Annotated in this window: 24 protein-coding genes and 4 pseudogenes; 12 read left to right on the top strand and 16 right to left on the bottom strand. The window is 53.2% G+C overall.

The genetic code is table 11. The features are described from left to right. Positions 1-150 precede the first annotated feature (150 nt). Positions 151-468 carry a hypothetical protein gene (locus ACXUPB_RS23085; RefSeq protein ID WP_035557812.1) on the top strand — a complete coding sequence of 106 codons (318 nt, stop codon included), beginning with the start codon at positions 151-153 and terminating at the stop codon, positions 466-468. Between the two features lie 95 nt (positions 469-563). Here the strand turns inward: ACXUPB_RS23085 and ACXUPB_RS23080 are convergent, their stop codons facing one another. The 3 genes from ACXUPB_RS23080 to ACXUPB_RS23070 form a co-directional block, all read right to left on the bottom strand. After that, positions 564-932, bottom strand: a complete 369-nt coding sequence (locus ACXUPB_RS23080; protein ID WP_035557809.1) for a hypothetical protein — start codon at positions 930-932, stop codon at positions 564-566. A 7-nt stretch (positions 933-939) separates the two neighbouring features. Next, complete coding sequence (locus ACXUPB_RS23075) at positions 940-1,422, bottom strand: PH domain-containing protein (protein WP_052703859.1); 483 nt, start codon at positions 1,420-1,422, stop codon at positions 940-942. Positions 1,423-1,731: 309 nt separating this feature from the next. Continuing rightward, on the bottom strand, positions 1,732-1,953 hold the full coding sequence (locus tag ACXUPB_RS23070; protein WP_035557803.1) for a hypothetical protein: 222 nt from the start codon (positions 1,951-1,953) through the stop codon (positions 1,732-1,734). A gap of 259 nt (positions 1,954-2,212) precedes the next feature. On the opposite strand from ACXUPB_RS23070, the gene ACXUPB_RS23065 reads away from it, so the two are divergent. The 4 genes and pseudogenes from ACXUPB_RS23065 (at position 2,213) to nadS (ending at position 4,317) form a co-directional block, all read left to right on the top strand. Continuing rightward, positions 2,213-2,713: a hypothetical protein gene (locus tag ACXUPB_RS23065; RefSeq protein ID WP_179916620.1), complete on the top strand. Its 501-nt coding sequence runs from the start codon at positions 2,213-2,215 to the stop codon at positions 2,711-2,713. A gap of 50 nt (positions 2,714-2,763) precedes the next feature. Next, positions 2,764-2,985, top strand: a complete 222-nt coding sequence (locus ACXUPB_RS23060; RefSeq protein ID WP_035557802.1) for a hypothetical protein — start codon at positions 2,764-2,766, stop codon at positions 2,983-2,985. 828 nt (positions 2,986-3,813) lie between these two features. Beyond that, positions 3,814-3,999: a hypothetical protein gene (locus ACXUPB_RS23055; RefSeq protein WP_035557799.1), complete on the top strand. Its 186-nt coding sequence runs from the start codon at positions 3,814-3,816 to the stop codon at positions 3,997-3,999. Continuing rightward, positions 3,996-4,317: pseudogene (nadS, locus tag ACXUPB_RS23050) on the top strand (NadS family protein). Before ACXUPB_RS23055 ends, nadS begins: the two are co-directional and overlap by 4 nt. Before the next feature lie 72 nt (positions 4,318-4,389). Here nadS and ACXUPB_RS23045 read toward each other — a convergent pair. From ACXUPB_RS23045 to ACXUPB_RS23035, 3 genes and pseudogenes are all read right to left on the bottom strand, one after another. Further along, positions 4,390-6,972 carry a DEAD/DEAH box helicase gene (locus tag ACXUPB_RS23045; protein WP_035557795.1) on the bottom strand — a complete coding sequence of 861 codons (2,583 nt, stop codon included), beginning with the start codon at positions 6,970-6,972 and terminating at the stop codon, positions 4,390-4,392. A gap of 3 nt (positions 6,973-6,975) precedes the next feature. Further along, complete coding sequence (locus ACXUPB_RS23040; protein WP_472956785.1) at positions 6,976-9,105, bottom strand: site-specific DNA-methyltransferase; 2,130 nt, start codon at positions 9,103-9,105, stop codon at positions 6,976-6,978. Positions 9,106-9,509: 404 nt separating this feature from the next. Continuing rightward, positions 9,510-9,941: pseudogene (locus tag ACXUPB_RS23035) on the bottom strand (YqaJ viral recombinase family protein); the annotation flags it as partial. A gap of 219 nt (positions 9,942-10,160) precedes the next feature. On the opposite strand from ACXUPB_RS23035, the gene ACXUPB_RS23030 reads away from it, so the two are divergent. Continuing rightward, complete coding sequence (locus ACXUPB_RS23030; RefSeq protein WP_158414229.1) at positions 10,161-10,310, top strand: hypothetical protein; 150 nt, start codon at positions 10,161-10,163, stop codon at positions 10,308-10,310. Positions 10,311-10,662: 352 nt separating this feature from the next. On the opposite strand, the gene ACXUPB_RS23025 is transcribed toward ACXUPB_RS23030, so the two are convergent. The 3 genes from ACXUPB_RS23025 to parS all read right to left on the bottom strand — a co-directional run bounded on the left by ACXUPB_RS23025 (position 10,663) and on the right by parS (position 12,513). Continuing rightward, positions 10,663-11,400 (bottom strand): DUF4113 domain-containing protein, encoded by a 738-nt coding sequence (locus ACXUPB_RS23025; RefSeq protein ID WP_472956784.1) that lies wholly within the window; start codon positions 11,398-11,400, stop codon positions 10,663-10,665. Between the two features lie 199 nt (positions 11,401-11,599). Next, positions 11,600-12,064, bottom strand: a complete 465-nt coding sequence (locus tag ACXUPB_RS23020) for an RES family NAD+ phosphorylase (protein WP_443604079.1) — start codon at positions 12,062-12,064, stop codon at positions 11,600-11,602. After that, on the bottom strand, positions 12,061-12,513 hold the full coding sequence (gene parS, locus ACXUPB_RS23015) for a type II RES/Xre toxin-antitoxin system antitoxin (RefSeq protein WP_035557787.1): 453 nt from the start codon (positions 12,511-12,513) through the stop codon (positions 12,061-12,063). Before parS ends, ACXUPB_RS23020 begins: the two co-directional genes overlap by 4 nt. Positions 12,514-12,736: 223 nt before the next feature. On the opposite strand from parS, the gene ACXUPB_RS23010 reads away from it, so the two are divergent. From ACXUPB_RS23010 to ACXUPB_RS22995, 4 genes and pseudogenes are all read left to right on the top strand, one after another. Next, positions 12,737-13,264 (top strand): hypothetical protein, encoded by a 528-nt coding sequence (locus ACXUPB_RS23010; protein ID WP_443604078.1) that lies wholly within the window; start codon positions 12,737-12,739, stop codon positions 13,262-13,264. Between the two features lie 296 nt (positions 13,265-13,560). Beyond that, the gene (locus ACXUPB_RS23005) at positions 13,561-14,922 is read left to right on the top strand and encodes a hypothetical protein (protein WP_443604077.1); all 1,362 of its coding nucleotides are present in this window, start codon (positions 13,561-13,563) and stop codon (positions 14,920-14,922) included. A gap of 641 nt (positions 14,923-15,563) precedes the next feature. Continuing rightward, positions 15,564-16,943, top strand: a complete 1,380-nt coding sequence (locus ACXUPB_RS23000) for an IS1380 family transposase (RefSeq protein WP_443604073.1) — start codon at positions 15,564-15,566, stop codon at positions 16,941-16,943. 226 nt (positions 16,944-17,169) lie between these two features. After that, a pseudogene (locus ACXUPB_RS22995) lies at positions 17,170-17,616 on the top strand (SOS response-associated peptidase); the annotation flags it as partial. A gap of 39 nt (positions 17,617-17,655) precedes the next feature. On the opposite strand, the gene ACXUPB_RS22990 reads toward ACXUPB_RS22995, so the two are convergent. From ACXUPB_RS22990 to ACXUPB_RS22975, 4 genes are all read right to left on the bottom strand, one after another. After that, positions 17,656-18,342, bottom strand: coding sequence for a hypothetical protein (locus tag ACXUPB_RS22990; RefSeq protein ID WP_144816040.1), 687 nt, complete (start codon positions 18,340-18,342; stop codon positions 17,656-17,658). A gap of 12 nt (positions 18,343-18,354) precedes the next feature. Beyond that, positions 18,355-18,780 (bottom strand): hypothetical protein, encoded by a 426-nt coding sequence (locus tag ACXUPB_RS22985; RefSeq protein ID WP_083024944.1) that lies wholly within the window; start codon positions 18,778-18,780, stop codon positions 18,355-18,357. 11 nt (positions 18,781-18,791) lie between these two features. Beyond that, the gene (locus tag ACXUPB_RS22980) at positions 18,792-19,040 is read right to left on the bottom strand and encodes a helix-turn-helix domain-containing protein (RefSeq protein ID WP_083024942.1); all 249 of its coding nucleotides are present in this window, start codon (positions 19,038-19,040) and stop codon (positions 18,792-18,794) included. 84 nt (positions 19,041-19,124) lie between these two features. Beyond that, the gene (locus ACXUPB_RS22975; RefSeq protein ID WP_008958461.1) at positions 19,125-19,418 is read right to left on the bottom strand and encodes a hypothetical protein; all 294 of its coding nucleotides are present in this window, start codon (positions 19,416-19,418) and stop codon (positions 19,125-19,127) included. A gap of 233 nt (positions 19,419-19,651) precedes the next feature. On the opposite strand from ACXUPB_RS22975, the gene ACXUPB_RS22970 reads away from it, so the two are divergent. Both ACXUPB_RS22970 and ACXUPB_RS22965 read left to right on the top strand, forming a co-directional pair. Further along, a complete protein-coding gene (locus ACXUPB_RS22970) occupies positions 19,652-19,822 on the top strand; it encodes a hypothetical protein (protein ID WP_008958462.1) in 171 nt (56 codons plus the stop codon). Positions 19,823-19,862: 40 nt separating this feature from the next. After that, positions 19,863-21,012: pseudogene (locus ACXUPB_RS22965) on the top strand (IS3 family transposase). Between the two features lie 41 nt (positions 21,013-21,053). Here ACXUPB_RS22965 and ACXUPB_RS22960 read toward each other — a convergent pair. The 3 genes from ACXUPB_RS22960 to ACXUPB_RS22950 are packed head-to-tail and all read right to left on the bottom strand — an operon-like array spanning position 21,054 to position 25,182. Beyond that, positions 21,054-23,366, bottom strand: a complete 2,313-nt coding sequence (locus tag ACXUPB_RS22960) for a heavy metal translocating P-type ATPase (protein WP_008958466.1) — start codon at positions 23,364-23,366, stop codon at positions 21,054-21,056. Beyond that, on the bottom strand, positions 23,359-23,817 hold the full coding sequence (locus ACXUPB_RS22955; RefSeq protein WP_008958467.1) for a hypothetical protein: 459 nt from the start codon (positions 23,815-23,817) through the stop codon (positions 23,359-23,361). Before ACXUPB_RS22955 ends, ACXUPB_RS22960 begins: the two co-directional genes overlap by 8 nt. Before the next feature lie 27 nt (positions 23,818-23,844). Further along, complete coding sequence (locus ACXUPB_RS22950; protein WP_008958468.1) at positions 23,845-25,182, bottom strand: APC family permease; 1,338 nt, start codon at positions 25,180-25,182, stop codon at positions 23,845-23,847. Positions 25,183-25,221: the final 39 nt, after the last annotated feature.

Raw genomic sequence — 25,221 nt, 5'->3', positions numbered from 1 at the left:
TGATCTATTACAAGCGAGTTTCCGAGGTGCCTGGCTTCCTGCGTAGGTGACGCCGACCGGCTGCCTTCGTTATGATGTAAACACTTTAATGCAGAATTACTGTTTACGGCAAGTAAAAATGTGTTCAATGCACACTTTTTAGGGGATACCATGTCCACAGATGACATCAGCACTCAACAGCTATACGCGGCACTGGCAAGGCTTAGAATGAAGGGTCGTGCATGTGATGCAGCTTCAGATGTGATTATGAAGGTGTGCGATACATACGCTAAAGCAGCCAATATGCATGGCGTGTCCAGAGCTGCTGTTTCTCAGGCAGCAAAGCGAATACAGGCGGAAGTAGATCGGGTGTTCGTGGCAGTCGAGGTGAGATTGCCCAAGGACAAGCTGCTGGCGCTGGATGAATGGCTAGCGAGCCAAGGAGGGTCAAGACTAACCAGCAGCGACGCTGAGAAAGGAGAACCGTAGTAGGTTAAGGCGGGGAATATTGACAGGGGAAGCGGGCTGGCAAGCCAACCCGCTGCATCACATCCTGGATGAAGGTGCTATATAGGCCCAGCAAGTCACAAAGAGGGGCGGCGCTCGCCTGCTTCGGGCGGTGCATACTGGCTAAGGGTAGCCTCCAACTGCTCGGGTATCTCAAGGCAAGAACGAAGCTCGCATTGAGCATGGATCAGTAGCGCCAACTTGGGTGTCCACTCAGGAAGCCCGAGATGGCCGACATACTCCTCAGCGACAGGGCCAGCCAGAAACTCAGCCGCAGAGAACTGGTGCTTGAGGTTGTTGCTCTTTAGGTCATCAATTGCTTTCAAAAATACTTGCGTGAGTAACTGGCGGTGGGGCAGCAGCTCCTGCGACTGATGGCAATCGGTCGACACAATGCTCTGGCCTGGGATAAGCACATCAGCAAGTGCGGAAATTTGTGAGTCCATGATCTAACTACTCCTGCCCAGTGCCAGCCGCAAGGCTTTGAAAGTGACTGTTGATTGAAGCCATGACCTTCAACGGGTTGGCCACGCGATCAAATCGAGCTTCGCTTGTGCCAGTGCCTGCCGCAGACATTTTCACCGTCCCATATCCTAGCAATCGACCCAAGATCGTCTGGTTCACTTCGGTCGAACGAATGTGATGAATAAATAGGGGTGTAACACGCCTGGCAATAATGCCGTGCCGCTCTATCACGCGATCGGGGCCTATGACGTACTCGTGAGCAAGGCGCTGATAGGCGATGTTCAGCAGTCCCCAGGCGGCCAACCCCATCCCTGCCCAGGAAAGGATGTTCGTCAGAGTCTCTGGAGCGTTTGCCCCAGCGAGGGTAAAGGGGGCATGAGGAGCAAAGTGCAATGCTGCCCCCAAGGGTACGAGCAACCAGTGTCCCAGCAGGGCGCGGTGACTGACTCGGAAGGTGGTCTTGCTTATCATGGGTTTCATCTCCCGGCTGCTGCCACCTCCGCTTCTTTCAGTCGGTGGCTCAATTGTGATTCTGCCGTTTCAACGTGGAAAAGCTCGATGCTGTCATCCGGCCAGCGGATCAGGACGAACCCATCTCGAAGCAGGTGGGTTAGAGGGGTAGGGCCAGAGATGACAGGTAACGAAGGGCCTTCGAGTGTGTGGAGTTCCCACCGACTGGCTGAGCGGTCATGAAAAAGAGCTGCGTTGTCAGCGCCACCTGGCCAATCCAGGTCACAGTCGCGTTCAAGACGCCTAACAAGCTGTCTCGCCTGGCGGGAATTACGCGGCCCGCTCATAGGCAACCTCCAGCCCACACACTTTCTTTACAGCACACTCAATTTCTTGGCGCACCCGGTCCATCGTCAGTAACCGCGCCCCCTCCTCATCAATGATCAGCGTCAGTGTTTCGTTGGTTTCGCGCAGGGCCGCCCTATCTACGACAAGTCGTGAGAGTAGGGAAAGCTCGTCGTGCGCGTTCGCAATAAGAGCACCTGAATCCATAATACCAACCTTAATTATACTAGACGACATTTTTTAACTATGAATATGTGACAATTTTTACGGATTCCCCGCCATTACTAATTGCCATTATTACTGATTTACGGCGCTGCGTTTGCGATGGTTCGGGATTGTGTAGAGAATACTTTGTCTGGAAATGCTTCGCAGAGTTTTAAATATAAAACGTCGTATGGTATAAATTATATATCTATAAGTAGCTTTGCCTGAAACCATCAAAACAACGGATTAAAAGGGGATCAAAATGACTATCAAGCGTACTCTCATGGGTCTGGCTGCCACATCAATGCTGCTGTTGGCTGCTGGTTGTGCTGCCCCGCAAGGGTCTGGCATGTTGCAGAACTCAGCCGTCAGCGCGATCACTGATGTGCTAGGAAGTCGCAACAACAATAGCGTCAGCGCAGCAGGAGCAGACTCGGCCAGTCACATGCAGGGCGTTCAGGGTTTGGTTAATGGCGGAAAAGCAGGTATGAGCGATGCCGCCTACGGTGCTGTTGGCGCTGGCGCGCTAGGTCTGGCTGACAAGGGGATGCGAAGCGCTTTCACCGCATTGCAGGGCGAATCCGAAGTCGGGTTCGAGGACGTTGCCAACATGAAACAGAACATCGTCAAGAGCGATACTTATGTCGATGGTGAAGGCCGTACTTGCATTGATTACCACATCACTGTCACTGGTGGCCCCGAGGACAATGATCAGAATGTCACGACTTGCCAGAATGCCGGTGGCGACTGGGAACGAATCTGATTCGATCAGCGGCCACTCTATTAGTGGCCGCTCAGCTTTTGGAGGGCAAAATGGCTGACGATAATCTCAACACCTCGCGGTTCGATAAGTCTGCTTTGGACATGACGAGACTGGAAGCCTTCACGATGACTGCCATGCACGCCATTCTGCTTGGTGAGGGAGGGGGTAAGCTCAGTCCCGAAGAAGTCGCCGAGAACGCGGCAGCCTGTGCCGAAGCGGCCCTTTCCGCTGCCTCTGAAACGCTCGATGACCAGGACACTGAGCCGAGTTAAACCCATGCCAGACTGCAAGTACGCGATCGGGCAGCAACCTTTATGGTGGGCTGCCCGATTTCGTTTGATGACTACCGCTTTGTTTCGCATGCGAAACAATCTTGGGGCATCTAAAAGATGTTATGTGACCGTCCTTCCCCTACCCTAAGTAACGCCGGTAGTTCTTTGTGTAGTGGTGACTAAAATCGACCATTTCATCATGAAATGGTCCAATGTATAGAACTATACTTGAGGCTTGTTCCCAAGCCCTGAGAGAGGCATTTCATGGCTCACCTGCTGTCATCCACTAAGACCAAACAGGCTAAAGGGGTGACCACCCTGCCCACAGGCCATCTTCCCCAAGTGTGGGTGGACACGGTGGAAACTGCTTGAAGCCGATGTCACACTTTTGCCTGCACGTAACAACTCTAAGTCATGCTCAAAGGGCTCTCTCAGCGGTGCATAGGGAGCGTGAACAGAGATGCCCTGGCTTCGCATGACGTCGGAAGTGAATGTAGGGTGAAGTGAATCACGCTCACAGTTGCTTTACGTGTTCGAGCTACAACCATAGGCAACGCCGAAACTCTCCCCCCTGTAGATAACCGACCGTCTGGCTGACTCTCGTACCAGGGATGTCTCGTATTGTCGCCTCCATCTGGGCCACGGATACCGATTTGCTACTCACCACGATAAGCATCATGGAAGCCTGTTATGGACACGATGGATAGCGTTTCCATCCGCATTCCAATGGGTGTTTCCAGTCCCCCAGACTGCTTGGAAAGAGATCTACGCTGACAACGTGCCAGCGAAAACCATAGTTCAGTCAACCAACCTCAAAAGGAAATAAGCATGGCCATTACCCAAAATGAAGCGCGTCCCGAGCTGCGTAAGGCCACCCAGTTTGGCCAACTCGCGTTGGAAATGCATCAGAAGGCGACTGACCACCTACAGAGCGTGAAGAACCGCTTAACGCCCGCTGAAAAGGCCGTATTGAAAACACTGGCCCACCAATTAAAAGGGGAGGTTTCCACTTGAACATTTTTGCCGAACTCCAAACATCGCTGCAGGAAGCCGTTGAGATTAAACAAGGCAAGGCAGGGGCTAGCCGCATCACGCGCCATGAAGTGGCCCGATGTAAAAGCCATCCGCGCAAAGCTTCATGTCTCTCAAGAAATTTACCAGCGTTATGGAAACCAGCGTGGATACGACCAAAAGCTGGAAAACCAAGCGTCACAACCCTACTGGGTTGACGACTAAGGTGCTCTAGCCACAATTCAAGACAACCCCGACTTTATCAATGAGCCAGCTTCACACTTACGCCTGCTGTCCTGGCAATGGCTACAAATCTGTTAACTACCTAAAATAAGACTTTATGTCTGCTCCGCTACAGCTCATTGACTAGTTAACTACGCCTTTCCTTTCCATCTAGTAATCATTTGCAAATGAGGCATTGAAAAGGCTCACAGCATCGTTAGCCGCAAAAATAGCCTCTCGAACTTTGACCTTAGTTAGATCCAGCACCCTCAGTTTACCTTTCGCTTCTGCCACTGATTCGATACGACGGTATTTGCTGGCGTGTTTCTCCGCATACACTGCCAAGCCTTGCAGCTTGGGCAAAGCATCAGCCAGATGGAGCCCATGAGGGTCAACAATGTCGGCGACTACTTGACCATCTTTTTCGGCAAAGAAGATGAAATCCGGGCGCAGGATTTTGTACTGGTCATTTTCCTGATACGCGATACCCAGCGAGGACTGCCCCGGCTGCTGAGGGTTGCGGTACCAGAAGGAGAAACCATCGCGCTTGGATTCACGCTCAAGGACTTCCTGCTCCCACGCATTCAACGCTGAGGGGTAGTTTCTATCCTCATCGCACAGCAGATGCTGATGCCAAGTGGGTAGGTCACTCTCTTTTTCTCCCTGCCGCACCTTGGTCGGTTCGAATTTGGCTTCTGGTTTTACCAACTCCACATCCTGGGGTTTGGTGCTCATCTCAATGACTTGGCGATAAGATTCCTTCCGATCATCAGAGAGTGTTTTGATCGTGTTCCAATGCTGAGTGAGCCAGTCCTTCGCAATCCCATCTGAAACTCTGTCGAAATAGTCCTGAACTTCCGTCACCAGGCCCAAGCCTGCAATGGAGACACGGGCTTCAACGATGGCTTCCAAAAACTCCTCTGGATCGTCATCCACACTAGCTACTTGGCGGGCAAGGTGTTCAACGTAGGTACGCGAAATATCTGGGGTAAACACCCGCGCCGCACGTCGGTAGGCGTCATCAATAACCGCCATATCAGCATCTTCCCAGAACTCGTCGAAAGTCTTTTTCTTGCCCTTCATGTCAGCGACAACTGTCTTGCCGTCTACGGTCATTACAGAGTCACGTTTGGCTTTGATTTTGTCCTGATGTTGGACCTGAAACTCGTCAAGCGCTTGGTGCAGCAGACCATGTGCTTTCCTGCCAGCCCCCTCGAGAATGCCGTCATCTGCCAATTCTTGAGCCAGGGCAGTAAGCCGCTTGGCTGGTTTAGCGACACGCTGGGGGCGGGTCTGCGAAGGCAGGGCTTCAAACGTTGCCCATACTGCGTCAGAAGCCGAAGGGTTTGGGTGCATCTCAATCGGATTCACCAAGATGCGACCTGGCGTAGCAGATGATGTGTCATCACCACTCATCAAGGCTTCTACAACGCTTTCAACTGTCTTGCGATTGAACCTCGGCAACAAACAGTCGACAGCATTCAGACGCTCATTCCCTGGAATGCGGCGTGCAAGTGGCGAGCGGACCATGCGTCCCAACAACTGCGTGATATGGGTCCGGTCGTTTGCCGCCCTGAAAGACACCATGACTTCGGCTCGGGGGCAATCCCAGCCGGTGCTGATGGCATCCTTGGCAATCAGGACACGTACCCAGGTCGAGTCTTGTACGCGCTGTGGTTCGATGTAAGGTACGTCACGGTTGCCGAATCGCTGAGTCGTATGCTCACCAAACACATGGGCAACACTGCTGCTGGGTAATTCTGGATAACGCGCAAAAATGGCATCGAGAGCACGGCCTATTTCGTTCGGGTCGGGCGTGTTGGGAACCTGCAATACCATCAGCGGTACTACCATGCCGGAATCTTGCTGTTGTTTGGCGTATTCTGACCAAAGCGTCGTCGACTCCCGCAGCTTATCCGTGGCACGGCGCACCAAAAGCGTATCGAAGTCGCCTACTTCGTCAGGAATATCCAGCAGTATAGTGTCTTTGATTAGGCCGGATTCTTGTACTTTAGCCGAGTCAACAGCCACATCAGGCAGTTTCGTGCGCTTAATGGCGGTTTCGATGGCTTTGTTGAAACGCTCTACCGTGGCTGAGATGCCCCAGACCACTGGAATGCCCGGCACGGCACCGAATCCATTGATCAGGCGCTGAACAATGGTGGCTTTCTCCTTGTTGCCATTACCCATCCCCCGATGTGCTTCATCCAGCACTAGGTACAGCGTAAGCTCAGGGTCTTCAATGGTGTTCTGGATAGTGTCCCAGATCGTGTAGGCGCGCAGGTCAGGGCGAGTTTCCGGGAACAATCCGCCCGCCTTTTCTTCCAGCTCGCCCTGGTCGTGCCCGCGGACCAGCAAACTGTTCTTACTCAGCTTCTGTGTATTCAGGAAGTAAATTTTTCCGGCCTCGAATTTTGGCCGATTGAAGGTGTTTTCCACCACCACCATATCGCTATGGTTAATGCGGTCACTGGATTCTTTCAGACGAAAACGGGTCTGTTCATTGAGCGAAGGGTCATCACTAAACCAGATAACTACTGCACCAGGGTCAGCATCAAAATTGAATTCATCATCACCGTGAAACAAGGCTTCGAAAGCAGCAGCAGCCATTACGGTTTTACCGGCACCTGTTACAGCGGTTAGTGAAAAAGCAGCTTTATCGCCATGGCTGTGCCAGTAGGTGCGCGCCTTATTCAAGTTTTCCAGAGAATCACGTACCGCGTCCGCCTGGTAGTCCTTGAGCGTAAACTTCATTGATTATTCCCCATTAGCAAAGCTGAAATTGGTCAGATAGGACTCGTACAAGCGCACCGGCTCTACACTCTCTGGCAGGCGCCGAGCAATTGCCTGAAAGCGGCGATCATCATCCGTCACGATGTACGCAATTCGTAACCCCTGAACCTCGCGCACTGAATGTATGAAATCTGTGGCCTTGTCTACTTCAGTCAGCAAGCCATGGGTATCTGAGACAGCCCAGCCATTCTCGGGAAGCTTGTCTATACGCTTACCACGCGCTCCTGCGCGCAGCCATAGCAATGGAGCGATGCGGCTATAGGCTAGGTTATAGTTAACGGCATCCTTAGCTTCATAGGTCAGCGTGAAAAACTCGGCGTTTTCCTCAAGCCCTACAGACATAGGGAATTCATCGGTGAACTTGTAGTCGCCCTTGATCGGTTCTCCTTCAGGAGTTTTGCCTGTAATTGCAGCCCTAATACGGGGTTTGGTGATGTAGTCGCAGATGCCTTGCGTCTCCCACTCAGGGTCACCAGGTCTCAATCCTTTTTTTCTTAGTTCTTTCTGCTCTTCCTCGGCCACTTCATTGTTTGTTATTGATATGCACTGGCGAGAGCCACCGTCTTGCTTGTTAAGCCTCATCACGGCATGTGCTGTAGTGCCAGACCCGGAGAAAAAATCTAGAACAACGGCTTCAGGATTATCAATAACAAAGAATCGAAGGGCATCTTCAACAGCGTAAAGAGATTTTGGATACGGAAAGTCACGACCAGGCAAGAAGGAACTATCAAGCAGCCGAGTTCCATATTGTGTTGCATCATGCGAAGTTATTCGCCATTGAGTAGAGGGTATAGCTCGCACGCTATCCGAGTCGCCTTGACCCTCTACAATGACAGAACCATCGACTCCGTACCCTACAACGTCTACTTCACCATCTAGAATCTTTTTGTACTCGCCCGGTTTAAGAATAGAGACTGTAAATCCTTTATCAAGCGAACCAGAAATTCTCACACGGCCTTCTTTAAGCCTGGATGCCAAGGTTGCGGGTGTCCATTGCCACCGGCCCTCGGAGTCATCCTTACGAATAGGCAAAACAGCCACAGCCCCATCAATACCTTCGGGTTCTGAAACGTTAGGGGGCAGAGCTTCGCCGATCTTTGCAACTCTTGGACCAGTAGGATCTATGTAAATCGGATAAAAGCATCCAGGCGAGTCTTTTCGGCTAGAACCCTTTTTTCCAGATCTTCTTAGCAAATCCCACCTTACAACGACGTTGTGGGTGCGCCCCTTAGCAGAAACCCATTCTCTATTAAGTTCAATTCTCTTTGGGGAAGAGGTGCCAAATTTCACGAAGTATATGTATTCGTCACTTCTTCCGAATGCGCCAGCACGAGCAACTGCCGCAGGATTGATTTGGGAGCTCGTCATCTGGATCCTAGCTTCAGGAAATGTCTGTTCAAGAAGAAGCCCCAGCCGAAGGTATTCCTTCTCATCGATAGTCACAATTAAGACTGATTCTTCTGGCTTTAGAAGCTCCTTTGCCACCAAAAGACGACGCTCCATCATTGCTAGCCATTTGCTGTGGCGATACAAATCCTCTTTTTCAACGTAGTTGTTGTTATATTTCCAATCCTTTGCGCCAGAGTTATAAGGGGGATCGATATAAATCACATCAACCATGCCTCTGTGTGAAAATGTCAATGCCTTCAGGGCATGATAGTTTTCACCATTAATTACTGTGTGAAACGGCTTGCCGTTAGCGCGCTCCTCTTTCCCAGTACTGACCAACCCCGGGAAGATCGTATCTCGGAACTCAGCCACGACCACCAGATCATCTAGGGAGGCTGTCTGCTTATCCGAGCTACCTCCCCCGATACTCTCTAGGCCTGCAATTTTCTTCTTCTTTTGAATCGCTTTAACCTGCCATAAACGTTGATCACCTTTCTCGACTGATCCACGTGGCGCAAGAATGCGCACTTTGTCACCTTTTCGTATAGGCCGAAGGGGCAGTTCAACCGCTTCAGGACTATGTCGCTCGAAATTCAGGCCAAAGGGCAAGCGGGATGAAAGAACTTTGAATTCCTTGTCTAGGTCGGCCCCTAGCTTGGGGTCTTTTGCTTTTAGATCAGCAATCAAATCGGTCAATCGTGACACTAATGGCTCCGGATTTTCTAATTTTCAGCATCAACTTGCCCCAAGAAAGAGCAGGATTGCAAAAATTCTATAAAAGTAACATCTAAAGCAATTAAATATTTAAAATTCAATTAGTTAATAAAAATAATGGACAGCTTCGATTGCCGCGCTCCAGCAATTCGCAGCGAACACCCCACCATGCGGATACTCGCAATTGACTTTATGTAACCATGCGAGTCAATATTTTCGAAAAGCATAACGCAAACAGTTAGATATAAGTAAAACGAAAACCATTTTCATTAACAATTTTATGCTTAACCAAAACGTGGTCGCTATGATGGCATATCGGTATATGAAGTAATAATGCAGAGTGCGAACAAAAAAATAAAATCACGCCGAGGGTGGTGGCCCCGGCATCTATGTCGTTAGGTAGCGTGTTGAATTTTTATGTATGGATTCCGTCTAGCAGCAATCACTTGGCTGATGCACCGCTCCATCTCTTCATGAAACTCTCCGACCCGTTCAGCAATGGTTCGGATCATGGTGTCGTCTCGATAAGCGCGCTTGATAAACAGCGGCATCCCCGGCCAATAACTAACAAAATCGATCCATTCCCTCTCACTGACCCATAGTTCACCCTGGCATTCGGGTATGTGCTCATCGGGTATTTCTCCATTCAACAGCACTTTGATTTAGAACTTGCGCAGCTTAGTTTTGATTTCTAGCAGACCGTTAGCGTCTACCAGACTGCCTGGTGAGTAGCCCACACCGTGATTAAGGATCAGGCCCACTTCCTGGGGCTGAGGTTCGCCGGTGGTATCGCAGTAAAGCGCACGTGCCACCCCCTCCAGCTCATGGCACAGTTTGGCACCGGCAACACCAATAGTCTTGCCGTCTAACAACCCACAAATACCGCGCCACACAAGACACCAATCGTAACGCCTTCCGGTCCTATCATTACACCGACCAGCGCCCACTAGCTGGATTTTCGGCACCACTCACGAGGTAATAACGAGCATAATGGAGCTTCTAGGCGTTCTGTCGGCCATATTTGGGGGGCAGTGCTTCCCTTTAACATGGGGAGACTTTTAAGCATCGCAGAGGACTTTGATACCGAGGAAGGTATTCTCACGCCTGGTGAAGCCGCCATGATGTCCGAAGGGGTTCCTCAAGACTACCTTGAGAGCCATCTCAAGGTAGCCAAAGCGTTTCGTGACGGTAAATAAACTGAACTGCGAGGGCGACTCATCAACATCGTAGAAAGCTGGCTATTGTTCATCACTAGCGGAGGCGATCGCCGGCACGCGGATGCGCTGGCGCTCCTGAATCATGACCTCGGGAGCAAGTATCGTCTCAGCAGGCTTTACGAGTGGCGGGCCGGCACCTATCCGGTTCCTCCTCATATCCAGGCCTACATGATGCGTGCCACTATCGCCAGCGCAATCGAGGAGGAGGGAGGCACGCTGCCAGAAGACGCAGAGGAATTCGCTGAACGCCTCGTGAGCCGACTTCTCCCCCCGCCAAGGAAGAAAGGCCGCGAATAAGCAGCCTCGGGGAGGGGCCTTAGTTTACCAGGCTTCACCCCATCTTAATTTCAGGTATTTCATTCCAGGAGGTAAGAAAACGCGGCGTCTGCCGTGTATCCCTCTGCCTCCATCGTTCGTTCCTCCTCATCCCCCCAAGTGTGACCGCTCCCCGGCCAAACTCACGGTTGAGTGCATCCATAACCCCCATTAGCTTTGCCGACTTTTGACGCCTCTCTTCAGTCTCCTGGGTGTGCAGCATATCGATCTGCAACCCATCACGGTCGGCCAGGTCAATCATCATGACGCCGGCTTTGGCGTACTGATAACCTCGGCGATAGATCATCTCCAGGGCATGTTGAGCGGCCCCGACTATTACCCGGCTATCATCTGTTGGCATCGGCAGTGGTAGGGTAAGGCTGGGTAGTCCTGTGGAAGATCGCTGCGGAACCTTGGTGTCGAGAGAAAGACCATGATGGCCTGAGCGACCGACTGCTGGCGCCGCACCTTCTCCGCGCCAGCCTGGGCATGCGATCGCACCGCCTCGCGCAGGTCCTCCATGTTGTCGGTTGCCTGCCCGAAAGTCCGGCTGGTCATGATATTGGTCGATGTCATCAAGGCGGATCACATCAACCCCTCGTAACTCCCAAACGGTTCGCTCGAGCACCACTCCAAACCGCTTGCGAATATCTGCAGGTTCCGCATTACGCAGTTCCAATGCAGTGCGGATTCGTATTCGCTCAAGCTTCTCTCCCGTTCGCTTGGCTACACCCCACAAGTATGTTATGTGCATGCGATCCAAGTGCCCGAGTGTAGCTGGATGGTCAGCCTCAAGGACACAGACACCCTTGAAGGCGGGCTGCTTTTTGGCAATGCCAGTGGCCACCTTTGCGAGAGTGCGAGACGGCGCCACCCCGATCGATACAGGTATCCCCAAGCTAGGCAGAAGGTGGGGGTCTCAAACCGTCCCTGTCCAAGGGCGGGGAAAGGCGCTACAAGCGCTTATCCGGGATGAACGAGACTTCCCTGGCACTGTCGGCCAATGCCTGGAAATCGGGGTGGTTGGGGTTGATCAGGTAGTTTGTTTCTCGAGGCACCACGACGCTTGGGACCACCAGCGCGAGGCTCGGTTGGCTCTCAAGCCAGCTGTCGCCGATCTCCGCGGTCGAGGCGGGCGCCGGCTCCTCCATCCAGTCTTCCGGCAGACTATCGGCAGGCAGACGCATCAGGGCATTTTCCGGGATCGCCACCTCCAGCAGCGCATAGTGTGTCAACAACCGGTAGTCATCGAGATGAACCATCACCTCAAGCATGGCCAGTGATTCAGCACTGGCGAGGTACACACAGGCCTTCCCCTTGCTATTCCACCGGCCGCCGTACAAGCGGGCTCCCTCCCCATCGAAGGCCGTCTGGAGCCACTTCCGCTTGACGAGGCGGTAACCACGAACCGTACTCACGCGAAGACGCCGTGCTCAAGCCGTCCGATCAGATCCAGCACAGCTTCAGCGCCAGCAGTCGTCGCCACCATCTCCACCGGTCGCCGACCACCGAGACCGCGCACTGAATTGAGGAGCCATCGTCTCGCCCGCTGTTGATCTCCTTCAAAGAGATCAACAGCGCTCTTGTAGACCTCGGCAAAGCGATACAGCCGATCGCCTTCGTCTTGCTTGAAGCGCCCAGCCGTGGCTCTCCGCTGCAATGTCGCCGGCTTGATAACGACATAACGCGCCAGCTCCTTGCTTTCCAGGCCAGACGCAGTAGCAAGCTCCGTGTAGACCTTGTACGGGACGCCTTTTTCCAAAGCCTCATGCAGTTGTGCCCCACGCGCTGGAAGACCCAGGGCCTTCCAAAAGTCGTCTTTCTTGGGCTTAGGCTTCGGCCGATACTCTTCGATGGCAGCTTCCATGGCCTCTCCTCCAATCATTTGATATAACAACAATGTATCAGAATACCGCAAGACTGTCACTGCGGTTGCAACTCCAGGCAGATCTAGGCGCGGGCACCTATAGCCCCTCTACGCTACAGCTTGCCCGAGGACTACCCTCAGCGAGTATCGCAACATTGCTTATTGCGTAAGCACGGCCCCAACAGAGAGAGGTAAAGTAGACCGAAAGAACAGGAGAGGTTGCATGCCCAAGTCCACCGATCATAACCAAGTGTTTGAAAATAGCGTACTTCAAGCGACTAAAGAGCTATTGGAGCCAAAGCTCGCGACCCTGCCTTGGCATCAGTTCGAACTTGAGTACCATTCGCCTACAGGCAGAGCGAGATTGCAGGTCCGTTGTCAGCAAGAAGCCGATTCTCCTGTCAGAACCTTGGTCCTCTCTGTCACCTTCTTGCACGACTCCGAGGAGCTTCAGCTTAGTAACATAATGATGCCGCTCGCCCTACGTTGGGAGCGGCTTGGCAAGCGCACTATTAAGGCCATCTTCGAGGTTGCCCATTCAGCCGGCTACGATCTCTTCCTCATAGATACGGTCCCGTCCTTCCATGATCGACTTCTGAAGCGGAACGCTCGAGCTGTGACCGATGACATTGTGATGATCACACCGGAAACTGACCTCGTGAGTGACATTGGCAGTCCAAAGCCCAATTCTAGCGAAGTGCGCGGCTATTCAATCTTCGGCGTTCTCGATGAACTAGATGCGGACGCCTAGCCTAAGATCGATTGATGGCGAGCCAAACCTGACAACTTAGCAGCTCACCACTATCGAGCAGGGCGGTTAGCTTCCGGCTGTAATTCACGCCGCCTAGTCCCTTTACCAGGAGAGAGCTATCGAGCACGCTCCCTCAGCACGGCCTCTCTTGACGCAATTATATGAGAAACAGCGCAAAAATCCCTTACGGCATCCGCAATAACAGGTTGGTGCATATCAGCCAGCTCACCAGGGCCGAACGCGGCGGCCGTAGCGGCTGTGTCTGTCCTGAGTGCAGAACGCCGCTTGAGGCGAGAATGGGGGATATTGTCCGTCACTATTTCGCACATACCAGAGGCACCCGACCATGCGCTGGGGGCACTGAAACCGGAATACACCTAGCCGCAAAGCAGTTGATCGCAGACCGAAAGGAAATTCCCATTCCTCTGCTTCAGGCGGTACTTGAGGGGAAGGATAGCCTTGGCTACAAGCACACAGAATCCAAGGTCATTTTCCCCGGCCGCGATCGGCAGGCGGTGGATGATACGAAGCTTGAGTTCAGCCTAGGGGACATCCGCCCTGACCTTATCGTGAGCTTGGGTCAGATAGAAATCCTAGTCGAGGTGGCCGTAACCCATTTCATCGACGCGGAAAAGCAGCAGCGGCTTGAGTCCCGTGGCCAGCGCTGCATCGAAATCGACCTGGGGGACATACCACGGAACCTAACACCAGCCGATCTCGAAGAGCATGTATTTAACTATCAACGGGCCTACTGGATCGTAAATCCCAAGATCGAAGCGGAGCAGGAAAAGCTACGCCCAAGACTCCAGCAGCAGATCGAGAAGGCCAACAAACGAATAGCACAGGCGAATATCGCAAGGGAACAAGAGGAGCAGCGTCAACGTGAACAACATGCCCGGATGGAATCTTATTTTAAAGCTCAGGAACAGAAACACGCTGAATTAAAACGCCAACGGGAGGAGGAGCAGCGCCGGGCGAAAGAAAAAGCGACCGAGCAGGCCGAAATCCGACGACGCGAAGCCGAGGTTGCACGTCAACTCGAAGCTAAAGCCGAGCGGCATCGGCAACAGAAAACTTGGGAGCAAGAGCGTCAGCAACTCGATCTTAATGAGATGCGCCATCTCGCCATGGAACTTTTCGCGTCCTGTCAGCGTATTCATGCCAGGTCTGGCAAGGTGGCTACATCAACACGGTTCTGCTTGCCGATGGCCCGGCACAACCTCGAACGAGATATTCACAAAATGGACCTGGAAGCCATTCCTACCGCGGTTGAAACACGCACAGAATATGACTGGATGTTCGGGGTGCCGTCTCGTGAGTGGAAACTCGTGGCCTTGCTAGGCGTCGTCTATACCCGTGAGAACATCCATAGCCGCTATTGGATCTCAATCCAAGCCATTGAGCGCTGCCTCAGGGAGTTCGGATATCAGCCAGTTGTCGCTCTTCAGCGTGCAGATCAGTTGCTGAATACTGCTCGTTACTACCAGGTTCTCTCAGATGATCCTGCATTAATGACACTGGAACTGCTTCCAAGGCCCCTGGACGCGATTGCAGAATTCGTTGGCGAATTGAGCAACTTCAATATGATTCATCTGCTAGCTGCCAAGCTAGATGAACTTGCGTTCATACCCAAGCCTGCTAACAGCTGGCGCTCATGACATCAGCACCAACTCAAGCAGAGAGTAGCTGATTTTGCCTTGGCCTAGGCGTCCGCGAAGACTTTGAGTAGGGTGCCACCAGAATTAGCCTTGTCCACCAGCGCATCCTTGACCAGCCAATACTCGGTTAACACTTGCTAAATGAGCCGTATGTAGGCGAGGAAATGGTTCACCACCAGCTCAATGATCTGTTGACGAGCTTCCGATTCGGCCATACTTGAGGTGACGCTTGCTTGCGCTGGATACACCAGTTATCCCTAGCAACACAGCTCAATGCGATTGACTCGGAGGGAGGAGACATGTGTAGTCGATATGAGGCGCCTGACGCCGATCAGCTGTTGCATGACTTTAAAGTTACGCCAGAACAAGAGATGCAAAGCGAACTCTGGCCAGGGTATTCCGGCCCGTTTCTCCGTCCGCCACAATCGAGCGACCCCCATGACGAGGCAGCTCCCCCGTTAGAGGCACTGGTTGGAATATTTGGCCTACTGCCGTTTTGGGCTAAGGACACTAAGCTGGCGAGGAGAACTTATAACCCCAGCTTATTCATGAGGCCGACCTGAAAACGAAGATGGCGGATGGTATTCTCTTGAAAATTCAGTGTGTTCCGCCAAGAATCTGAACCAAGAGAGCCATCCGCTATGGATGAAAGCCTATCCACCTGGACGCCCTCATGCAACGGCGCTGTCCGTGTTGAGCTGAGCGGCCAGCGCACTACCAGCGACAGCGGCGCTCTGCTGTTGCGTGAGGCCCTCGACAACAGCGGCGTGATTGAGGCGCTGGAAGACAATCTGGTCGATCGACGCCACCCGCTGCGCATCCTTCATTCGCTGGCCAGCCAGTTGCGTACCCTGGTGCTGCAGCGTGCGATGGGCTGGATCGACCTCAGCGATACCGACACGCTGCGCCGTGATCCGCTCTGGCAGCTGGCCTGCAGCGATGCGCGCGGGACAACGCCCCTGGCCCAGGACCGGCCCTCTCAAGCCACGCTGTCGCGGCTGCTGACCTGCCTCGGGCGCTGCGACAATATCGATGCCGTGCACGAAGGCCTGCTGCGACTGGTGATCTGGCGCCTGACCGCGCTGAAGAACGGCGAGCGCCCCAAGCAGCTGACGCTGGACATCGACGGCCTGCCGATCGAGGTCCACGGCCACCAGGGCGGCTCGGCCTATCATGGCCTGTACGGCGCGCGGATCTATTCACCGCTGGTCGCCTCGCTGGCAGAAACCGGCGACATGGTGGGCGGCCTGCTGCGCGAGGGCAACGCCGGCCCGGCCGAGAACGCCGACACCTGGATCCCGCATCTGGTGCGGCGACTCAACGAGAGCACCGGCGCCCAGGTTCGGGTGCGCATCGACGCCGGTTTCACCGACAACGCGACGCTGGAGGCCCTGGAAGAGTGCGACATCGAGTACCTGGGCCGACTGCGCAGTCACTCCGGCCTGCAGAAACTGGCGGCACCGCACCTGAAGCGGCCACCCGGCCGGCCACCCGAGCAGCCTCGCGAGTGGTGCCACGATCTGGAGTATCAAGCGGGCTCTTGGTCGGCACCGCGTCGCGTGGTGCTGGTGGTGCAGGAACGCCCCGATGACCTGCTGCTGCATGCCTTCTTCCTGGTCACCAACCTCGGCAAGTTCGACTGGCCGCCGGAGAAGGTCCTGGCGCTCTACCGCAAGCGCGGCAGCGCCGAGGCGCACATGGGCGAGGTGAAGTCGGCGCTCGACGTGCACCTCTCGTCGACCGATCGCGGCGCCTCCACCGTTCAGGACGTGATGGCCCGCAACGAGGTGAGCCTGCTGCTCAGCCTCTACGCCTACCAGGTCCTGCATGGCCTGCGCTGCCTGCTGGAGCGGCAGACCCGGCAAGGCTGGAGCCTCAGCCGGATGCGCGAGCAGGTGCTGAAGGTCACCGCCACGCTGAGGCTGCACGCTCGGCGAATCACCGTTCATCTGGGTGCCGCCGCCGACAAGTGGTGGCCGACGCTGCTGAAGGGGTTGCCGAAGCTGACCGCACTGAGCTGACGCTCCTGCGAGACCACCACAGCATCAGAAAGCGAGCGACCGGAGCGGCGGTCGGCGATCACGGCTGCTTGGACGGCCGCCATTGATTCCAAAGAGCTATAAGTAAGTAGGAAAAGGGCTGCGTTCTGGCATTACTCAACAGCCACTCGCGCTGAAGAGGCGAATCCTGATAAGCAATGCCAACAGCCAGTACCTTCAGACCGCTCAATCAGCGCCCTCGTGAATAAGGCGGGATAACGCGAGGTCAGAAACGGTCGCCAGCAAGCCATCATTCCGTTCTGCATGGCGTCTGGGGCAACATTGCATCATTCCCGCAAAGGCGATCTTCGAACCTGATTGGCGCTCCGGGAAAGCGGTTCCGACTCGTATCACTCGGGCAGATGGAGGGCTCATGAGCATTGCAGGTCTCTGGGAACGCTGGATCAACCCTGACGGTGAAACCGTGTATAGCTATTCGATGCTCACGGTCAACGCCGACGACCACACCATGATGAAAAACTACCATCGCCAGGGCAGTGAGAAGAGAATGGTAGTCATCTTGCCGAATGGGGCGCTCAAGGACTGGCTGACCGCACCAGCAGCGGAAAGCATGGCATTCATGAGGCAATACCCTGCTCACCGGCTACAAGCTGAGCCAATGCCGAAAGAATCCGGTCGCCGCAAGAGAAGCTAGAACAGGCATGCATCGCAAACCGCCAAAGTAGCTTTTAACTCAAAGCGCTTGCTTGTAAAGGTTAGTCAGGAATTTTTCAATTGTATCGATCGTAGAGTCAATAAAGGCTCTCTCAACCGTAATTTGATTATTCCAGCCATAAGATAGACCGCTTGTATCACGTATTATCACTTCAAGTGATGTGAGTTCTCCAGGTGGCTCGCTTCTTTTGACATAGCCTTCTTCGTGGACAATCTGGTTTCTAACCTTGTTAAATTTCATAAGATCCACCCAATAGCCGTTCATGCCATTGGACTGAAAATCTAGTCCTGCAATTTTCGAGAGATAAATCCTCGAGCCTTCCACTCCACTCTTCTGCAGGTCTGCCAGTGAGATCGGGAGATTATCTTTTTTCTTCAACCTTTTGCAAAGCATGACCATTTGCTTTTCAAGGAAAGAATATAAGGAAACTACGGTGGACCTTCTGAATGTCCCAACGAATACGTTTTCTATTTGCGAAACATCATCAGAAAGAAATTCCATTATCTCCTGATATTCATACTCATCTCGACCGAAGTTTTCACGCGGCAAATCATAGGAATTGATAAGCGCTTGTTTATCACTATGGAATTTGCTGTCCAGCTCATCAGTGTATTTACGAAAATCCTCTAATCTATCGATACAAGCATTGATGACAAGAGCTTGCATCGCGCTTTTCGATAAACCATTTCTCAAGCTGTTGGGCATAAGGAACCTCTATCAGTTTTCATTTGGCCATCCCGCTATCCCCCGCCAAGGGCGGATCGAGGTGATTGAATACACAGAGCGCTCATCCTGGCCCTGAAATGTGTCGACACGCTCTACCTCGTCATCTACTGCCAAGGGCCTGCCCTTGAAGTCGATAATAGTTGCTGTCGGATCATCGTTACCCCACTCAGCCTGAAACCATCGATGTTCCCCTGTCATGTCTATTAGCACGAAAGGGTAGAGTGTCAGCCGCTCTTTCTCGTCTGCGCGCTCTTTAGCATAGCCATACATCTCGTCTGACCACAGTCGGCCATCCTGGCCAATGAGCGCCACCAAACGCATAACGCTTTTACGATCGGCCGTGTATTCGAGGTCAATCTGTACTGGTTGGTTACTTGTAACTATCGTCTCTTCCGGGCTCGTATCATTCAGTGCCATTTCTATCGGTCTCAGCCTTTCGTCTTGGGAATCTTTATCCCGTCCAGCTTGTAGTGCTCGCCTAGCTCAATAGCGCGGCGCACCGATTCCAATACCGGCTTGCGAACTGCGCGGTAGCGGGTAGAGTCAGGCGAGGCGAACCAACCCTTCACCGTCTCCACGCTATACCCAGTCAGGGTGGCCACATGATTCTGGTTCAAGCCATGCCGCTCCATAAGCTGACGGAGAGCTTCATTCGTCGGTTTCTCGGAAGTGCTCATTAATATCTCTCTATATATCGCTACTGGTGCCTACCAGCAACGTTCGTTCATATATGGCGCCTTACAGCGCATCTAAGGTGGAGACTACGCTTCAAGGCCCCAGCAGCGCCTAGCGCGATCCCTGGCTCTCTCCTGTGTGTGCGCTTCAGGAAGAGCAGGGGAGCTGTCCTGGTTGAAGTGCGCCAACAAGTCGCCAAACAGCGTGGAGTCTCGTAGGTCGAGGTCGATGCCTACCAGCCCATCGACTGCTTGGTGAATCTCCATGACAGACCAAGGCTCCAGCTGAGCTATGCACTCATTGTCGCGAATAAGACGCTGGATCTCAGGATGCTCCTTGATCGTCTCGATCTGCACGGTTGATGCCCTGAGGTTCGCCATGTGGCCTCCAATTTAATAGGTACTGCTGATAGTTTAATGTGCAATGCACACGACTGCAATGTTTGTAAGTCTTCTGTAATAACAATCAATACCCCATGCAGTCTCGCTTTTAAGGCTGTTTATTGCTCGCTCAGGCTGATTAACAGAAGCTATAAAAGTGTGCGTTTAGCTTGAAAAAGTGTGCATTGCACATTATTATAAAGGTCATCAGCTACACGACCTTGAGACATACCATGAACCTAGCGATCAACCTCGACACCGACACCGCTATGCCGGCTTCATTCGAGCCTGCTTCTACCTCTCTGCCCGAGCGCGTTCGCCAGGCCATCGATCTCCTGAAAACTATTATTACCGAGCAACCTACCTCGCTTGTGCTCGCCTATGAATCGCCCCGGGTTCCGTAGACACCTCCAGGCCTTATACTGAAGGCAGTTAGGAGGACTCATGAGCCGTCAACGATATACCGAAGAATTCAAGATCGAAGCCGTCAAGCAAGTCACAGAACGGGGCCATCCCGTCGCCGAGGTCGCAGCTCGGTTGGGCGTGTCCGGCCATAGTTTGTACCAGTGGCTCAAGCGCTATACCAAGCCTGCAGAACAACGCCAGCAGGACGATGACCTTCAAGCTGAGAATCGGCGATTAAAGGCGGAGCTGAAACGTGTATCAGAAGAGCGAGATATACTAAAAAAGGCCACCGCGTACTTCGCCAGGGAGTCCGACTGAGGTACGCGTTCATTCAGGACCATGCGAATCAGTATCCGGTGCGCCGGTTGTGTAGCATGATGGACGTGCACCCCAGCGGTTATTATGCCTGGTGCCGTAACGCCATGTCTGACCGGGCACGAGACGACCAGCGCCTACTGGGGCTGATCAAGCACGCCTGGCTTGAGAGTGGCGGTGTATACGGTTATCGCAAGATTCACCAGGACCTGCGAGAGATCGGTGAAGTCTGTGGCAAGCATCGAGTGGCCCGTCTGATGCGTGAGGAAGGACTACGTTCACAAACCGGTTATCGGCGACGGCCGGGCCGCTATGGCGGCAAGCCAGCGGTAGTATCACCTAACCACCTGAATCGTCAGTTTGACGTAACGGCACCCAACGTTGCATGGGTCACCGACATCACTTACATCCGCACTTACGAGGGCTGGCTCTACTTGTCGGTGGTGATCGACCTGTTCTCTCGGCAGGTGGTGGGATGGTCAATGAAGCCTCGCATGACGACAGATCTGGCACTGGATGCCTTGCTGTCCGCCGTCTGGCGGAGGAAGCCCCAAAAGCCCGTCATGATTCATTCGGATAGGGTAGTCAGTTCAGCAGCTCGGATTGGCAAAGTTTTTTGAAGGCCAATCATCTGGAGGGCAGCATGAGCCGCCGGGGCAACTGTCACGACAATGCTGTTGCTGAAAGCTTCTTCCAGCTCCTCAAGCGAGAGCGAATCAAGCAGCGTATCTATCCAACCCGAGAGGCTGCTAAAAGCGATGTGTTCGATTACATTGAAATGTTCTACAACCCAAGACGCCGCCACGGCACGAGTGATGACGTGTCACCCGTTGAGTACGAACGGCGGTATTTCCAGAGCCTGACGGGTGTCTAGAAGACCCGGGGCGATTCAGATTTATCTTCGAGTAGATATTGTTACTTAATAGCAATCATCCTAAGTCGTAAAGCATTGCCAATCACGCTCACTGAAGAGAGTGACATCGCCGCCGCCGCGATAATCGGTGATAACAGCATACCTGTGAAGGGGTACAAAATCCCTGCGGCAATGGGGATGCCTGCCGCGTTGTAAGCAAAGGCAAAAAAGAGATTTTGGCGAATATTACGCATGGTGGCTTTTGAGAGCTTATGCGCCGTGGCAATACCGGTAAGATCTCCTCGCAGTAGAGTAACCCCAGCGCTTTCTATCGCCACATCGGTGCCGGTTCCCATGGCAATGCCGACATCCGCTGTAGCCAGCGCAGGTGCATCGTTCACGCCGTCGCCGGCCATGACAACAATGCGCCCTTCATCACGGAGACGCTGAATCACTCGGCCTTTATCCTCTGGAAGCACTTCAGCTTCGACCTCATCAATGCCTAGCCGACGTGCCACAGCGTTGGCGGAGGTGCGATTATCGCCTGTCAGCATCACCACTCGAATGCCGTCAGCCTGGAGTGAACGAATGGCTTCTTCGGTGGTTTCCTTGACCGGATCGGCAATGGCGAGCAGCCCAGCTAAATTCCCGTCGATGCTCGCAAAGATGACAGTAGCACCGTCGCTGCGCAATTGATCGGCATGTGTGTCTTGAGACTGGGTGTTAACGCCCTCGCTTTCCATCAATAGCCGGTTGCCCAGGGCAATACGCTTGCCATCTATCTGGCCTATAACGCCCATGCCATTGGGAGCCTCGAAGTCCAACGCTTCTGTTAATTTTACCTCTGCCTCTTTAGCCTTTTCGACTATTGCATGGGCCAAGGGGTGCTCGCTGCCTCGCTCAAGACTAGCTGCCAAGCGCAAAAGCTCCGATTCAGCAATGCCTTCAGTGAGAATCAACTCGGTCACTCGTGGTTTGCCTTCGGTAAGCGTGCCGGTTTTGTCGACGACGACGGTGTCGACCTTCTCTAGACGTTCAAGAGCTTCGGCATCGCGAATCAACACGCCTAACTGGGCACCGCGCCCTACACCGACCATAATTGACATGGGGGTAGCAAGACCTAGCGCGCACGGGCAGGCAATGATCAGAACACTAACCGCCGCAATAAGGCCAAACGCCATCGGCGGGGTAGGGCCCCACAATGACCAGGCGATGAAAGCCACAACAGCAATGAGAATAACGACGGGTACAAAGATGCTGGCGACTTTGTCGGCAAGCCCTTGAATGGGTGCGCGGCTGCGCTGGGCGCTGGCGACCATTTGCACAATCTGCGACAGCATCGTGTCCTGGCCCACCTTGTCAGCGCGCATGACAAAGGATCCTTGACCATTGATGCTGCCGCCAATGACGCCATCGCCGACTTCCTTTTTCACCGCTAGTGGTTCACCGGTAACCATGGATTCGTCAACGTTGGAGCGACCTTCCATCACTTCGCCATCTAATGGCACCTTATCGCCGGGGCGCACCCGGAGACGATCCCCTACCTGAACCTGGTCAAGAGAGATATCTTCCTCATTGCCCTGATCATCAAGGCGTCGAGCGGTAGCAGGCGCCAAGTCGAGCAGAGCACGAATAGCGCCAGAGGTTTTTTCACGAGCGCGTAGCTCTAATACTTGTCCCAGTAAAACTAAAACGACAATCACTGCCGCTGCTTCGAAATAAACGGCCACCGAACCATCGGCTTGACGGAAGGCGTCGGGAAAGATGCCCGGTGTGAGGGTGGCCAGCAAACTGTAGAGCAACGCGGTGCCGGTACCGATCGCGATTAGCGTGAACATATTAAGGCTGCGATGCACTAGCGAACGCCATCCGCGTACAAAGAATGGCCAACCTGCCCAGACGACTACCGGCGTTGCCAGCAGCAGTTGAATCCAGTTAGAGGTTTGCTGGGAAATAAAATGCATAAGGCCAAACACGTGGCCACCCATTTCTAGGGCAAACACGGGGAGGGTCAGTACTAGGCCGATCCAGAAACGCCTGGTCATGTCCTTGAGTTCGTCCGAAGGGCCGGTGTCAGCAGAGACGGTCTCAGGTTCCAGCGCCATGCCACAGATTGGACAGTCGCCTGGGCCTTCTCGTCGAACTTCTGGGTGCATCGGGCAAGTATAAATAGACCCCGAGGGTACTGACGCTTGTGACTGTTTGCTTGGCTCAAGATACGCATCAGGCTTGGCAATAAACTTTTCCTGACACTTTTCTGAGCAGAAGTACCAAGTCTTACCCGCGTGATCGGCACGGTGGCGGGAGGTATGGGGATCAACGTCCATGCCACAAACAGGGTCTTTCACCTTTGTCTCGTTATGGTCTTCAGACATCGTTCATTCTCCCCGTTTGGCGAACAAGGCGCATGGCTTCGTGCTCTTCAAGTGCTAAAAGGGAATCTAAGAGCTCTTTAGCCTCAGGAATTTCCGCTTTGCCAACGAGGGTTCGATAAAGGTTTATCGTTTGTTCATGGAAATCAAAAACCTCTCGGCAAATGTCGTCAACACTTAGCGTGGAATAGGGCGCATCGCAGGTACGATGCGTACGGATAGGTTTATGCTCCAAATAGTCATAAACGTAGGTTTTTAATGCTTTCGCGTCAGCAGTCTGTTCAAAGCGCGCCACAACGCGCTGCATTTCCGCTTCCTGTGCAGCTAAGTAATTGAGCAACATGCGAGCGCGCTCTTCTTCGTGTATATCGGCGCAATGAGCAAGGCAAGCTGCAAGATGCTCGTGTAACTGACGGGTCCAATCGATCAATTCACCAAAGGTTCTAACGTCCATTTGGTACCTCCTATAACGCTATTAACGTTAATGAGTGTGAGAGTGCTCGCTATCGTTTGAAGCGTCGCGTTTGGATAGGAAAATCCATTCGCCGAGTAAAAGAGTAGCCATTACTACGCCAGCAACGATGAGCACCATGGGGTCCGAGATGGCTTTTACCCATAAAAAGCCGATTAACACGACAGCATCTAGTAGTATGGCAATGCTAGGAATAACAGGATTAGCCCCCACTCTGTCCTTGAGATGACGAAGCACACCCCAGTGGATGGCCATATCCATGATCAGGTAGAAAATGATGCCTAATGCTGCGATGCGGCTCAGGTCAAAAAAAGCGGTGAGCACTAAGCCAAATACGATGGTGTACACCAGTGTATGCTTTTGTACACTGCCGGGCATGTGGAAATGGCGGTGAGGAACCAGCTTCATTTCTGTCAGCATGGCGAGCATGCGTGAAACGGCAAAGACGCTGGCGATGATACCGCCCGCCGTTGCCAACATGGCGAGAATGACGGTAAACGCAACTGCCGCTTCACCCAGTGCGGGACGGGCAGCGGCGGCCAGGGAGTAGTCTTGGGTTTCGATAATTTCAGGCAAAGATAGGTTGCTGGCAACGGCAAAACCGACAAGGGCATAGATCACCACGCATAGCGCAATCGAGATCGTGATAGCTTTGCCAAGATTCCGCTTAGGATCTTTAAGCTCCGAACCACTATTGGTAATCGTCGTGAAGCCTTTAAATGCCAGTATGCCGAGCGCCGTAGCACCTAAAAAGCCCGTTATCGTAGGCGTAGGTGCATCGTTGCCAGCACCCATTTCGATGGAGTCGGCAATAAACACGCCGACAATACCAAACACTATAATGCCACCTATTTTGATAAATCCGAGCACCGAGGCGACGGTCTCGATCAAGCGGTTGGCGGATAAATTGATCAAAAAGGCTATTAGCAGTAAACCAACCCCGAGTAGGGGCACAAATAGTGAACGATCCCCCAGGTCAAACAACTCAAGCGTGTAGGAACCAAACGTTCTCGCCAAAAAACTCTGTGCGATCACCATGGAAAAATACATCAGGAGGGCATGAAAGGCGGTGGGAAGCGTCGGGCCATACGCTTTCTGTAAATACATGCCAATCCCACCTGCTGATGGGAAGGTATTGGACATTTTAACGTAAGAATAAGCGCTGAAAGAGACAATGACGGCAGCGGCCAGAAAGGCTAGAGGAAATAGCCGACCAGTCATTTCGGCCATTTGGCCGGTTAGCGCAAAAATACCGGCCCCAATCATCACGCCGGTGCCTAATGCAACGGCACCGACCAACGAAAGACTGTTTTCTTTATATTGTGGCGTTCTATCCTGCCCAACCATGAAAGCGACTCCTTGTATTAACGGCAACCACAGCAGCAA

The organism is Vreelandella sp. DA03-1M, assembly GCF_055725665.1.
Note: the sequence above shows the minus strand (reverse complement) of the source record. Positions and strands in the feature narration are given on the sequence as shown.